This window comes from Actinoplanes sp. NPDC051388, assembly GCF_055586225.1.
In genome coordinates, this window is sequence record NZ_JBVJIP010000023.1 from 99,861 (window position 1) to 112,832 (window position 12,972).

General features: G+C 71.2%; 13 protein-coding genes. 1 reads left to right on the top strand and 12 read right to left on the bottom strand.

What is annotated here, in order from left to right; translation table 11 throughout:
- Nucleotides 1-69: 69 nt before the first annotated feature.
- From ACZ6TI_RS41165 to ACZ6TI_RS41210, 10 genes are all read right to left on the bottom strand, one after another.
- Nucleotides 70-1,038: a cation diffusion facilitator family transporter gene (locus tag ACZ6TI_RS41165; RefSeq protein WP_465350706.1), complete on the bottom strand. Its 969-nt coding sequence runs from the start codon at nt 1,036-1,038 to the stop codon at nt 70-72.
- Between the two features lie 67 nt (nt 1,039-1,105).
- A complete protein-coding gene (msrA, locus tag ACZ6TI_RS41170; RefSeq protein ID WP_465350707.1) occupies nt 1,106-1,609 on the bottom strand; it encodes a peptide-methionine (S)-S-oxide reductase MsrA in 504 nt (167 codons plus the stop codon).
- A 144-nt stretch (nt 1,610-1,753) separates the two neighbouring features.
- Nucleotides 1,754-2,515, bottom strand: a complete 762-nt coding sequence (locus tag ACZ6TI_RS41175; RefSeq protein WP_465350708.1) for an ABC transporter permease — start codon at nt 2,513-2,515, stop codon at nt 1,754-1,756.
- Complete coding sequence (locus tag ACZ6TI_RS41180; RefSeq protein WP_465350709.1) at nt 2,512-3,252, bottom strand: ABC transporter ATP-binding protein; 741 nt, start codon at nt 3,250-3,252, stop codon at nt 2,512-2,514. The genes ACZ6TI_RS41175 and ACZ6TI_RS41180 overlap by 4 nt, the downstream gene beginning before the upstream one ends.
- A complete protein-coding gene (locus tag ACZ6TI_RS41185; RefSeq protein ID WP_465350710.1) occupies nt 3,249-3,614 on the bottom strand; it encodes a DUF1048 domain-containing protein in 366 nt (121 codons plus the stop codon). The genes ACZ6TI_RS41180 and ACZ6TI_RS41185 overlap by 4 nt, the downstream gene beginning before the upstream one ends.
- Before the next feature lie 2 nt (nt 3,615-3,616).
- A complete protein-coding gene (locus ACZ6TI_RS41190; protein WP_465350711.1) occupies nt 3,617-3,946 on the bottom strand; it encodes a PadR family transcriptional regulator in 330 nt (109 codons plus the stop codon).
- Nucleotides 3,947-4,020: 74 nt separating this feature from the next.
- Nucleotides 4,021-6,000, bottom strand: a complete 1,980-nt coding sequence (locus ACZ6TI_RS41195) for a potassium transporter Kup (RefSeq protein WP_465350712.1) — start codon at nt 5,998-6,000, stop codon at nt 4,021-4,023.
- 131 nt (nt 6,001-6,131) lie between these two features.
- On the bottom strand, nt 6,132-6,809 hold the full coding sequence (locus ACZ6TI_RS41200) for a hypothetical protein (RefSeq protein WP_465350713.1): 678 nt from the start codon (nt 6,807-6,809) through the stop codon (nt 6,132-6,134).
- A complete protein-coding gene (locus ACZ6TI_RS41205) occupies nt 6,806-8,776 on the bottom strand; it encodes a peptidoglycan-binding domain-containing protein (protein ID WP_465350714.1) in 1,971 nt (656 codons plus the stop codon). The genes ACZ6TI_RS41200 and ACZ6TI_RS41205 overlap by 4 nt, the downstream gene beginning before the upstream one ends.
- Before the next feature lie 98 nt (nt 8,777-8,874).
- Nucleotides 8,875-9,510 (bottom strand): TetR/AcrR family transcriptional regulator, encoded by a 636-nt coding sequence (locus tag ACZ6TI_RS41210; RefSeq protein ID WP_465350715.1) that lies wholly within the window; start codon nt 9,508-9,510, stop codon nt 8,875-8,877.
- A 92-nt stretch (nt 9,511-9,602) separates the two neighbouring features.
- On the opposite strand from ACZ6TI_RS41210, the gene ACZ6TI_RS41215 reads away from it, so the two are divergent.
- Nucleotides 9,603-9,968 carry a hypothetical protein gene (locus ACZ6TI_RS41215; protein WP_465350716.1) on the top strand — a complete coding sequence of 122 codons (366 nt, stop codon included), beginning with the start codon at nt 9,603-9,605 and terminating at the stop codon, nt 9,966-9,968.
- A 45-nt stretch (nt 9,969-10,013) separates the two neighbouring features.
- Here ACZ6TI_RS41215 and ACZ6TI_RS41220 read toward each other — a convergent pair whose 3' ends face one another.
- Complete coding sequence (locus tag ACZ6TI_RS41220; protein ID WP_465350717.1) at nt 10,014-12,752, bottom strand: ATP-binding protein; 2,739 nt, start codon at nt 12,750-12,752, stop codon at nt 10,014-10,016.
- The gene (locus tag ACZ6TI_RS41225; RefSeq protein WP_465350718.1) at nt 12,719-12,922 is read right to left on the bottom strand and encodes a hypothetical protein; all 204 of its coding nucleotides are present in this window, start codon (nt 12,920-12,922) and stop codon (nt 12,719-12,721) included. Before ACZ6TI_RS41225 ends, ACZ6TI_RS41220 begins: the two co-directional genes overlap by 34 nt.
- Nucleotides 12,923-12,972: the final 50 nt, after the last annotated feature.

Consider the following 12,972-nt stretch of genomic DNA (forward strand, 5'->3'; position numbering starts at 1 on the left):
AGATGTTCCGTGGATCACGGTCACAAATCCACCCGAAGGTAATTGGAGACGCGCGTCACAGAGGGTCGGCTAGCGGTTGCGGAGCGCGTGGGACAGCCCGGCGTGATGCGCCGCTCCGGCGTGCCCTTCGGGGGCGACGTGCACGGTCACCCCGGACAGCCGCGGCACCCGGTGGGTCAGCAGGTGCTCGGCGTCGGCCGCGATCTCGTGCGCCGCGACCACGGTCAGGTCGGCGTCGACCACGATCGACGCCTCCGCGTGCAGGTGGTGCCCGATCCACCGCAGCCGCAGCGCGGACACGTCCCGCACCCGGTCGACCGCCCGCAGCTCACGTTCGGCGTGGTCCACCAGGTGCGGATCGACCCGGTCCATCAGCCGGTGATAGATCTGCCGGGCCGCGTCCTTCAGCACGAACAGGATCAGCACCGTGATCGCCAGGCCCACCACGGGGTCGGCCCACGACCAGCCGAGCCAGGCCCCGCCCGCGGCGAGGACGACCGCCAGCGAGGTGAAGCCGTCGGTGCGGGCGTGCAGCCCGTCGGCCACCAGCGCGGCCGATCCGATCCGCCGGCCCACCGTGATCCGGTAGCGCGCCACCAGCTCGTTCCCGGCGAAGCCGATCACCCCGGCGGCGAACACCCACGGGATGTGGGTCATCGGCTCGGGGCTCAGCAGGCGGTCGACCGCGGTCCACCCGGCCAGCACGGCGGAGCCGAGGATCACCAGCACGATGACGACGCCGGCCAGGTCTTCGGCCCGGCCGAAACCATAGGTGTACGCCCGGGTCGCCGCCCGCCGCCCGAGCACGAACGCGATGCCCAGCGGCACCGCGGTCAACGCGTCCGCGACGTTGTGCAGGGTGTCCCCCAGCAACGCCACCGAACCGGAGAACGCCACGATCGCGGCCTGCGCCAGGGCCGTCACGCCCAGCACGGCCAGCGAGATCCACAGTGCCCGCAGTCCGGCCCGCGACGACTCGAGCTCGGCGTCGACCCGGTCCGCCGCATCGTGCGAATGCGGCCGCCACCCATCTTTCATTCCGCGACGCTACCTGCCGCACTAGTCATGCGACAACCGGGCAACTGCCAGTGAGCTGCAGTAGCCCCTATTGGGCGCGACGCGGCAGCTGCCAGTCCGGCCGCGGGAAGTGGCAGGTGTAGCCGTCCGGGATGCGTTCCAGATAATCCTGGTGCTCCGGCTCGGCCTCCCAGAACGGCCCGGCCGCGGTCACCTCGGTGACCACCTTGCCCGGCCACAACCCGGACGCCTCGACGTCGGCGATGGTGTCCTCGGCGACCCGCTTCTGCTCGTCGGTCTCATAGAAGATCGCCGACCGGTAACTGGTGCCGACGTCGTTGCCCTGCCGGTTCATCGTGGTCGGGTCGTGGATCTGGAAGAAGAACTCGAGCAGGTCCCGATATGACGTGACCGCCGGGTCGAAGCCGATCTCGATGGCCTCGGCGTGCCCCTCGTGGTTGCGATAGGTGGCGTCGGCCACCGTGCCACCGGTGTAGCCGACCCGCGTCGACACGACCCCGGGCCGCCGCCGGATCAGATCCTGCATCCCCCAGAAACAGCCGCCGGCCAGAATCGCCTTCTCCGTGGCCATATCGAACACCTCGCTCGCGTCGTGGACATCCCAGGATATGCACACCGGCCGCACCCCGTGCCACGGTGTCCGGAACAGCCGGACGGCGCAGAATGCCGGTTCCACACCGGCGCCGTGCGCCTCCCGGATCACCCGCTCTTGTCGTCAGGAAATCTTGCGGCGATAGGTGATCATCGCGAACACGTAGGCCACGATCAGGATGCCGACGCACCAGGCCAGCGCGACCCACAGGTCGGTGCCGACCGGCTGTTCCGCGAACAGGTCGCGGATCGCGTTGACGATCGACGTCACCGGCTGATTCTCGGCGAAGACACGCACCGGGCCGGGCATGGACGCGGTGGGCACGAACGCGGAGCTGATGAACGGCAGGAAGATCAGCGGATAGGCGAACGCGCTCGCGCCGTCCGCCGTCTTCGCGGACAGGCCGGGGATCACCGCGATCCAGGTCAGCGCCAGCGTGAACAGCAGCAGGCTGCCGGCCACCACCAGCCACGACCCCACCCCGGCCCCCGAGCGGAAGCCCATCAGCAGCGCGACCAGCACCACGACCACGACCGAGACCACGTTGGCCACCATCGAGGTCAGCACGTGCGCCCAGAGCACCGACGATCGGGCGATCGGCATGGAGTGGAAACGCTCGAAGACCCCGCTCTGCATGTCGAGAAAGAGCCGGAACCCGGTGTACGAGATGCCCGACGCGATCGTGATCAGCAGAATGCCGGGCAGCAGATAGTTCACATAGGAATCCGTGCCGGTCTCGATCGCGCCGCCGAACACGTAGACGAACAGCAGCAGCATGGCGATCGGCGTGATTGCGGTCGTGATGATGGTGTCCAGGCTGCGGGTGACGTGGCGCAGCGACCGCCCGAGCAGCGTCGCGGTGTCGCCCAGGAAATGCTTGTTCATTTCGCCCCCACGATCGCGAAGAAGACGTCCTCCAGGGACGGCTGTTTCTCGACGTACTCCACCTTGGCCGGCGGCAGCAGTTGCTTGAGCTCGGCGAGGGTGCCGTTCACGATGATCCGGCCCTCGTGCAGGATCGCGATCCGGTCCGCGAGCTGCTCGGCCTCGTCCAGATATTGCGTGGTGAGCAGCACGGTCGTGCCGCCCGCGGCGAGTTCCTTGACCGCCTGCCACACCTCGACGCGCGCCTGCGGGTCGAGCCCGGTCGTCGGCTCGTCGAGGAAGATCACCTTCGGATCTCCGATCAGGCTCATCGCGATGTCCAGGCGGCGCCGCATGCCACCGGAATAGGTCGCCACCCGCCGGCCGCCCGCCTCGGTCAAAGCGAACCGCTCGAGCAGGTCGTCCGCGTGCCGGCCGGGATCCTTCAGGTGCCGCAACTTCGCGACCAGCACCAGGTTCTCCCGTCCACTGAGAATCTCGTCGACGGCCGCGAACTGCCCGGTGAGGCTGATCGACTCGCGCACCTGCGCCGCCCGTGTGGCGACGTCGAAGTCGTTGACCTCGGCGGTGCCGGCGTCCGCCCGGAGCAGGGTGGCCAGGATCCGCACCACCGTGGTCTTGCCCGCCCCGTTGGAACCGAGCAGGGCGAAGATGCTGCCCGGCGGCACGTCGAAGTCGACGCCGCGCAACACGTGCAGGTCCTTGTAGGACTTCTCCAGTCCGCGTACCCGGATCATTTCCGCTCCCCCGCGGCGCGATCGATGGCCTTGGTCAGCCGCGCCCGCTCCTTGTTGATCCATTCACCCTCGGAGTAGTTCCGCAGGAAGGTCTCGGCGAACTCCACCGGGTCCTCCCCGACGATCGCGCGGATCGGGGTGCCGCTCGCCGCGCTCTGCTCGATGAGATCGGCGAGATCCTCGAGCATCTTGATCAGGATCTCCCCGTCGGTGATCGATCCGCGATAGTTCAGATATCGATCCAGCGCGTCGATCGCGGTGCGATAGTCCGCGGGGAGCTGCTCCTTGCGCGCCTTGTACTGCTTCCAGCGCTTCTTCTGATCCATCGAGCCGGTGACCAGCTCGATCCACTTCGCCGCCATGTCTACTTGTCTCCTTCGCGGAGCTGTTCCAGACGTTCGGAGAGGAAGCTCCAGTTCCTCCAGAACTCGTCGAGATATTCACGACCCTGGGCGTTGAGCGAGTACACCTTGCGCGGCGGGCCCTTTTCGGACGGCACTTTTTCGACGTCGACGAGGCCGCGCTGCTCGATCCGCACGAGCAGCGCATAGATGGTGCCTTCGGCGATGTCGGTGAAGCCCTGGTCCCGCAGCCACGCGGTGATCTCGTAGCCATAAGCCGGCCGGCCCAGCAGGATCGCGAGGACGATGCCCTCCAGCGTCCCCTTGAGCATTTCTGTCACTTGCTTGCCCATCGGAACACCCCACTACTCAGCAGTGCTAGCTACTGGTAGATAGTGACACTGAATAGCGGGGGGCGCAAGTTTCCTCAGACCTCGATGTGCGAGCCCATGATCACGGTGCGGTCGCGGGGCAGGCCGAAGTACTCGGCGGCGTCCGCGGTGATGTAGGAGGTCGCGATGAAGATGTGCTTGCGCCAGGCGGCCATGGTGGGCGAGTCCCCGCTGAGCAGCTCGATCTTGGAGAGGAAGTAGGACGCCTGGTCGATCTGCAGCGGGCCCTCCGTGGTCGCCGGGCCCAGCAGGCGCAGCGCGGCCGGCACGTCGGGGGTCTCCATGTAGCCGAAGCGGGCGCTGACATAGATGATGCCGTCGTCGGCATAGCCGAGATCGTCGACCGAGACCCGCTCGCCGGCCGCGACCCGGGGCACCGGCTCGGTGCTGATCGACAGGATCACCACGTGCTCGTGCCGCACGTGGTTGTGCTCGACGTTCGACCGCAGTGCCAGCGGGGCGGTCTGGTTGCCCCGGTTGAGGAAGACGGCGGTGCCGGGCACGTGGGCGATCGACGCCTTCCGGGCGATCAGGTCCCCGATGAACTCGTCCAGCGGCCCCTCGCGCCGCTGCCGCTCGGCGGTGACGATCGTCCGCCCGCGCTGCCAGGTCATCATGATGGTGAACGCGGTGAGCGCGATCAGCAGCGGCAACCAGGCGCCGTGCAGCAGCTTGGTCAGGTTCGCCGCGACGAACAGCAGATCCACCAGCAACAGCACGGACGCGCCGGCGACCAGCAACCACAGCGGCGCCTTCCACCGGGTGTGCGCGACATAGAAGAGCAGCAGTGTGGTGATCGTGATGGTGCCGGTGACCGCCATGCCGAAGGCGTAGGCCAGCGCGGCCGAACTGCGGAAGGCGAAGACCAGGGTCAGAACCGAGACCATCAAAAGCCAATTGATCCACGGTACGTAGATCTGCCCGATGCTGGACTCCGAGGTGTGCGCGATCCGCAGCCGAGGCAGATAACCCAGCTGCGCGGCCTGGGACGCCACCGAGTAGGCGCCGGTGATGACCGCCTGCGAGGCGATCACCGTGGCGGCGGTGGCCAGCAGCACGATCGGCAGCCGGGCCCACCCGGGCGCGAGCAGGAAGAACGGGCTGCTGATGTGTGCCGGATCGCCGATGATCAGCGCGCCCTGGCCGAGATAGCTGAGCGTGCTTGCGGGCAGGACGAGGAACAGCCAGCCGCGGACGATCGCCTTGCGGCCGAAATGGCCCATGTCGGCGTAGATCGCCTCGGCGCCGGTGACCGACAGGACGATCGCGGCCAGGGCGAAGAACGCGATGCCGAAGTGCCCGGCCAGGAAGCCGATCGCATAGGTCGGCGACAGCGCCTTGAGGATCTCCGGGTGCCGCGCGACGCCGGCCACGCCGCAGACCCCGATCACGGTGAACCAGAGGATCATCACCGGCCCGAAGACCCGGCCGACTGCCGCGGTCCCCCGGCGCTGCACCAGGAACAGCGCCACGATGATCACCGCGGTGATCGGGACGACGAACTCGCCCATCGACGGCTCGACCACCTCGAGCCCCTCGACCGCCGACAGTACCGAGATCGCCGGGGTGATCATGCTGTCGCCGAAGAACAGCGAGGCGCCGAAGATGCCCAGCCCGGCCAGCACGACGGTGGCTCGCCGGCCGCGCTTGGCACCCCACCGCCGCAGCAGCGCGATCAGCGCCATGATGCCGCCCTCGCCGTCGTTGTCGACGCGCAACGCCAGCAGGATGTAGGTGACCGTCACGATGGTCATCACGGACCAGAAGATCAGCGACACCACGCCGAAGACGTTGTCCGTGCTCACCGGCACGGGGTGCGGGTCCTCCGGGCTGAAGATGATCTGGATGGTATAGATCGGGCTGGTCCCGATGTCCCCGAACACCACGCCGAGCGCGGCGATCACCACCCCGAGCCGCACCTTGCCGGCCGCCGGGTGCCCGTGGCCCGGCGGCTCGGGCTCAGGCGTGTCCAGCCCCGGTTCGGTCAGCTCCGGCCTGTCCTGCCGATCGGTCAAGGCCCAGCTCCCTCGCGTCGCAGGCCCGGGTGGCCCGTTCGCGAGTATTCCGCCGCTCCGCGCCCGGCACGCCCGAATGGGCGTTAAGAAGGCGTCAAGATTCACCGGCCGGCCGGCTGAAGCGCCTGAGGTCAGGGCAGCGGCACGGCCGGTGTGTCCTTTGCCCGCACCGGCACCCGGGTCGGCCCGCTCAGGATGGCGAAGTCGGCGGTCAGGTGGATGACCACGTCGTCGCCGTCCGCGTCCAGCCCGAGCGGCAGGTCATAGGTCCACCCCGGGCCCGCCTCCTGCTCCCCCGGCCCCTCGACCGTGCCGGACCAGTCGCCGGCCGGTTCGTAATAGCCCCGCCACGCGGTGGCCCGGGCGGCGACCGCGCCCAGGTCGACGCGGACCGGATCGGTGCCCCGATGCGCCAGCCGGGCGAGTTTCGGGGCGGGGTGCGTCACCGCCACCGCGGCGCGCGGGAAGTCGGTCAGCCGGTCGAGCAGCCGCCGGGCGGCGCCGGCCAGGCGCTCCCAGTCGCTGTCGCCGTCGCGGATGCCGGCGATCGAGACCGGGCCGGTCGCGTCCAGCTCCAGCACCTCCTGCGCGCTGTCCGGCCGGCGGCGCGCGTCCGGCGCGCCGGCGACCGCCCCGACGAGCGCCCGCACCTCGGCCAACTCCGCGTCCGGCAGCCGCCCGGCGAACCAGCCCACCCCGCCGTCGCTCACACTTCGCCAGCCGGTGAGGGCACCGTCGTCGGCGACCTCGACGCTCTCCGCCACGGCGGGTGATTGACTGCTGTCCGCGATCACGAGCCGCAGGATCATCGGCGCTTCGCCTCCCAGGTGCCGCCCAGTGATCGGCCGAGGATAGCCATGAACTCCGCCAGGTGGCGCGGCTGAGCGCCGTGGTCGTGCGGGTCGCTCACCCGGGAGGAGTCACCCATGATCGAGCCGCTGGAGTAGCTGAAGGTCTGGATGGTCTCGTACGTGTCGTTGGTGGGTGGCAGCGAGGCGTCCAGATCGGCGATCAGATCGCCGGTGAGCGGCACCGCGGGCTGCGCGGGCACCGGCGGCGGTCCGGCGGCGCCGGCCACCGCGGGCACGGTCGCCACCGGCAGCAGCGCATAGGCCTGCACCACCTGCTGGGCGAATGCCCCGGGCCGCACCCCGGCGCCGTTGCTCGCGGCGAGCGCGTTGACGTCGCTGCGGGCCAGCATCGCGGCCTGGAGGTTCGCGGCGATCGTGGCGGCCGGCACGCCCGGCGGCCCGGCGGCGTCACCGACCGGCGGCTCGTGCCCGGTCACCCGCACGTAGTCGCCGGGGTGCAGCTGATATTCGTCCTGCAGGCCGATCAGGTGGCCGTACTCGTGCGGGATGGTGTTCGCCGCGTCCGTGTCGCCGGCGAACCACTCGCCCGCGTTGGCCCGCCCGGTGCCGGCCTTCACCTCCACCGTCATGGCGTCGCCACCGCCGCCCCGGACCATCCGGAAGTCCAGCGGCATCGTCTTCTGCGACGCCGTCTCCACGCCCTGGTACTGGTTCCAGACCGCGCCCACGTGCCCGAACCACGAGCCCGGCGGAGGCAGCCCGACGAAGTTGACCTTGACGGTGACCTGCATCTTGTTCGGCAGGATCTCCCACGAATAACGCGACGCGTCGGCGCCGGTCATGCTGTATGTCACCCCGCCGACCACCTCGGTCCACTGCCGCTCGACGGAGCCGACCGTCGACCCCGGCGCCACCGCGTCCAGCGCGGCCCAGGTCGCCTGGTCGGCGGTGCCGGTGCCGGGCAGCGGCGGCACCCGCCCGGTCTGGAAGGCCTGCAGCGCGGCCGTGGTCAGCGGCCCGAACGACCCGTCGTCGACCAGCGCGGGCGAGGCGCCGGCCGTGTTCAGCTTCTGCTGCAGCTCGCGGACCGCGGGACCCTGGGTCAGCCCGCCGACGCCCACGACCGGGTGCAGCGAGGTGCCCGGCACCTGGGTGCCCAGGGAGTCGGCCGTGCCGCTGGGGGTGTGCTGTTCGACCGGGGTGGCGCCGGCGCCCTCGGGCGCGACGAACCCGCCGCCGACCCCGCTGTCCAGGGCCGTCCACATCGCGGCGTCGACCGTCGCGATCGGAAACCGCCCCAGCGCCGTCACCTCGAACGTGACCACCGCGGCCAGCATGGCGGCGTCGAACACCGCGTTGATGATCAGCCGCGGGCTCGCGCCCAGGGCGTTGAGCTTCTGCTGGGCGAACCCGACGTCGGCGCCGGTGGAGCCGAGCGTGAGCACCGAGCGGGCCGGCGGCGGCAGGGCGGCGAACGCCGCGTCGAGCGCGGCCTTGGTGGCCGGGTCGAGGACTCCGGTCGCGGGCACGATGCCGGCGCTGATCTGGAAGTTCCGCACCGCCGCCTCGGTCAGTGGGCCGAATTTGCCGTCCTCGGTCAGCGGGGCCGCCGAGGCCTGCACGCGGCTGAGCTTGACCTGCGCGTCGCGCACCTCCTCGCCGTGCGCCCCCGAGGCGACGCCCGGCGCCGGCGGCGCGCCACCGCCGCCGAAGGGAGCCGGCGGCGAGCCACCGTCCTCGGCGAAGCGGGCGATCTGGGCGTTGCCGCCGAACCGGGTCAGCCCGCTCAGGGCCGGCGCCGGCGCGCCCGAGCCCTGGAACATCCGGGCGAGAGCGGCGTTGCCCGCCCCCGGGAGCATGGCCGGCCCGGCGGTGTCGGCTTCCGTGGTGGGGGCACTCGGCGTGGCCGGGCGGGTCAGCTCGGCAAGGGTCCGCTGATCGTCCGGGATCGGCGCGTCTGGCACGGCACGGCTCCGATCGTCACTGCCGTTCGGCGATACTGCGAGGATCGTCCACCGGCGCAACCCCGCCAAGGTCCCTTCGGACGGTCTTTCGAGCACTCTCAGTCCCGCAGCAGCCGGTCGATCTCGTCGGCGAACAGCACGGCGGGGTCGAATCCCATGCCGGCGAAGTGGCCGGCCAGTTCCAGGGACAGGGCACCGTGCAGCCGGGTCCAGAAGGCCAGGGCGCGGCACAGGGTCGCGGTGGGCACGGCCGGGTCGGCCGCCCACTGTCGATGGTGGTCGAGGTGGATCTCCAGAACACTGCCTGACGGCAGGACCGCACCTCTCCGGTACGCGGCCACGACCGCCGTCATGATCTCGCGCGCGATCGCGGTGGTGTCGTCGGGCGCGTGATAGCCGGGCACCGGGGTGCCATAGATCAGCAGGTAGCGCTGCGGATCGCTGATCGCCCACGCGCGCACCACCCGAGCCAGCCCGGCGACGTCGGCGTCGGCCGTGCCCACGGCGTCCGCGAGACTCCGGTACGCGTCCCGGATCAGCTCGGTGATCAGCTCGTGCCGCCCGGCGAAGTAGCGGTACAGCGCGGGCCCGCTCAGGCCCAGCCGCTGGGCGATCGCCTTGAGGGACAGCGCGGCCACGCCGGTGGTGGCGATCTGCTCCCAGGCCAGCTCCTTGATCTCCGCCCGCACGCGAGCCCGATATCGCTCGCGCGGATGCGCCACCCCGGCGTCCATGAGTTAGAGGCTATCACTCTTGCTATTGACCGAAACGCAATTTGCGTTATAGCCTCTAACTCAAGCGAATACCAATAACTGAGGAGATCCTGATGTCGACTCCGCGCTCGTTGCCCGTGATCATTTCCGCCTGGACGGTGCCGGTGCTCGTGCTGGGCCAGTTCGCGATGGTGGCTGTCGTACCGGTCGCCGTCGTGCTGGTGGCCGTCCTGCGCAACGCGCGTCTGCGGGCCCTGCGCTGGTGGGCGGCCGCGCTCGCCGCGGCCTATGGCGCCGGGCTGATCCTCTGGGCGATCGGGCCGGACCGCGCGCCCAGCCTGTCGAAGAGCCTGCACCCGGCGCACGAGGTGCTGATCAGCGCGCTGGGCGTCGCGGTCGCCGTGGCCTACCACGTCCTGCGGCGCCGCGGCCGGGCAACGGAAGAGACCGGCGTCCACGGGGGAAGACGCCGGTCTTAGCGAGGAAGACTACACCAGATGCATCGATGATGGTCAGTGGCACTCTCAGCCGCGACCGATCACCTCGCCGACCTCGGTGCGGGACGGGACGCCCAGCTTGCGCAGGATGTTCGAGACGTGCACCGCCGCGGTCTTCGGCGAGATGTAGAGCCGCCGGGCCAGCTCGGCGTTGGACAGTCCGTCGCTGATCAGCACCGCCACCTCACGCTCGCGCGGGGTCAGCGCGGCCGGGCCGGTCACCGCGGGCGGCGCGTCCGCCGGGGCCAGACCCAGCTGGGCGCGCACCTGGGCGAGCTGGTCCACCCGCCAGCCGCGCCACTCGGCGAGCAGGGACGAGGCGGCCTCGACCTGGGTGGTGGCCTCCGCCCGGCGGTCGGCCGCGAGCAGGCAGCGGGCCGCGCCGACGCGTACGGTGCCGCGGGTCGCCGGCGCCAGGATGTGCGCCTCGGTGATGGACAGGTAGCCGTCCAGCGCCTCGGCGAGCCGGCCGTGCGCCTCCGCGAGCTGCGCCTCGACCAGGGTGCGAAAGGCGTCCCACACGTCGTCGTCGAGCAGCACGGCGGCCATCCGGTCGAGCCGGTCCACCGGCAGGCCGACCCACAGCGCGGCGGAGAACAGATCGTGGGCCTGCTCGCCGCTGCGCCACGGCTGCCCGGCCAGGGACGCGATGAACTCGTCCAGCGTCGCCTCCGCGCGGGGCAGATCCAGGCGGCGGCAGGCGAGATGGAACGCGAGTCCGGGGATCGTGGGCGGCGGGTTGTTCGGCACCGTCGCCAGGTCGACGATCAGGTCCTCGACCCGGTCCAGTTCGCCGGCCTCCAGATAGAGCCCGGCCAGGAAGACCCCGTGGTAGTCGGCCCAGCGGCCGCGCCGCACGTTGTTGAGGTCCTGCTCGCGACCCTCCTCGAGGGACGCGATCGCGGTGTCCAGGTCCCCGGCGCGCAGCGCGAGCCGGGCCCGGCCCTGGAAATAGGTGGCCACCGCGAGCCTCTCGAAGCCGGCCCGCTCGGCGTCCACCCGCATCCGCTCCAGCGTCTCGGCGTGCTCGACCGGCGACGTCGGCGGCTCGCCGTGCACCAGGGTGCTCAGGGCACGCGCGGCCAGCACCCACTCGCCCGCCTTCTCGGCGTCGTCGACGAGGGCGGACAGGATCTCCCGGCCCTCGGCGGCGGTCTGCGGTCGCTCGGCCAGCGTCGAGCCCTTCTCCAGCTGGGCGGCCAGCCGGATCACCGGCAGATCGAACTCGTCGGCCAGCGCCAGCGCGCGGTCCGACCACAGCAGCGCCGCGTCGACGTCGTCGCGCAGATAGGCCGACTGCGCGATCGCGGTCATCGCGCGGGCCTGGTCGGCGCCGGGCGGCAGCTGCGCGATCAGCGTCTCGATGTCTCGCGTCAGGGCGCGCATCTCGGCGGTCTCGCGGGATTCCCAGGCGATCCGGACCAGCAGATAGAGCGACTCGGCCCGGTCGGTCGAGGTGCCGGCCAGATCGCGCCAGCGCCGGCCGTAGCGCAGTGCGTCGTCCAGCAGGCCGGCCAGCCAGGCGGCCCGGGCCGCGCCGGCCAGCAGGCCGCTGTCGTCGGGCGCCTCCTCGAGACCCATCTCGGCGAGCTGCAGCGCCTGGTATGCGGAACCGATCGAGAGGTACATCGCGGCGCCGCCACGGGCCGCGGCGATCATGTCCTCGTAACGGCCGGCGCCGCGGGCGTGGTGCGCCACCATGGCCGGATCCGCGGCGCCGCTGCGGAGCAGCACGTCCAGCGCCGCCTCGTGCAGCCGCCGGCGCTGCCGGCCGAGCATCTGGGCGCCGATCGCCTCGCGCACCAGCGCGTGCCGGAACGCGAACTCGTCCTCTCCGGACTCCACCAGGACGCCACCGGTGACCAGGTCGCGCAGCGCGGCGATGAGCTCGTCCTCGCCGGTGCCGGTCACGTCGGCGAGCAGGTCGAACGGGATCCGCTGGCCGAGCACGGCGGCGGCCTCGACGATCCGGTGGGTCTCCGGGTCGAGATCGTCGACCTGGCGGCGCAACACGTCGGCGAGGCTCCACGGCAGCGGCTGCTCGACCAGCGCCGCGACGTCGGAGGCCGGCAACGCGCGCAGCAGCTCCTCCAGGAAGAACGGATTGCCGCCGGTGCGGTGGTGCAGCGCGGTCGCGGCGCGCATCGGGGCCGGCGCGCCGGTCACCGCGGCGAGCATCGCCGCGGTCTGCGCCGGGCTGAGGCGATCCAGGCGCACGTGCGTGACGGCGTGCCGGCGTTCCATCCGGGCCAGCAGTCCGGCCACCGGCTGACGGTGGGTCACCTCGTCCGGCCGGTAGGTGCCGATCAGCAGCCGCGGTCCGCGCTGCTCGGCGATCCGCTCGAACAGCGCCGCGCTCTCCGAGTCGGCCCAGTGCAGGTCCTCGAAGACGAGGATCGCGGGCGCGTCGCCGATCAGGTCGGCCAGGACGGCCAGCCCGGTGTGCAACCGCTCGACCGGGCTGCGCCGCGCGTCTGCGAGCGCCGCCAGCTGCTCCTCGTCCACCTCCGGGCGCCCGTCGATCGCGTCCAGCAACACTTCGTAGGGCCGGGACAGCGATCCGGGCTCCGCCTGGCCGACCAGCACCACGGTGTCCTGCGGCACGGCGGCCAGCAGCTCGTGCACCAGCCGGGTCTTGCCGATGCCCGGCTCGCCCGCGATGAGCGCGACCGCCGGGGAACGCGACAAGGCGAGCTGCGTCAACTGCCGCAGCTCGCCCTCCCGCCCGATCATCACCGGGCTGGCACCGCCGCGGATGGCTCGCACGACGCCAGGCTACCGGTGGGTCGTCCGCGTACCGCCGCGGTCTTCCCGGCCCGGCGGCCGGCGCGCGCCGTGCGGGCGCCGGCCAGCAGGTGCCGCCGGTCGGCCTCGGCGATCAGCTCGCGGTGCCGGTCGTTCGCCATCGTCAGCATCATGTCGGGGTGGATCATCATGGCCTGTCTCCTTGTCAACCGTCGATGGATCAATCCTCGGTCGACAGGGC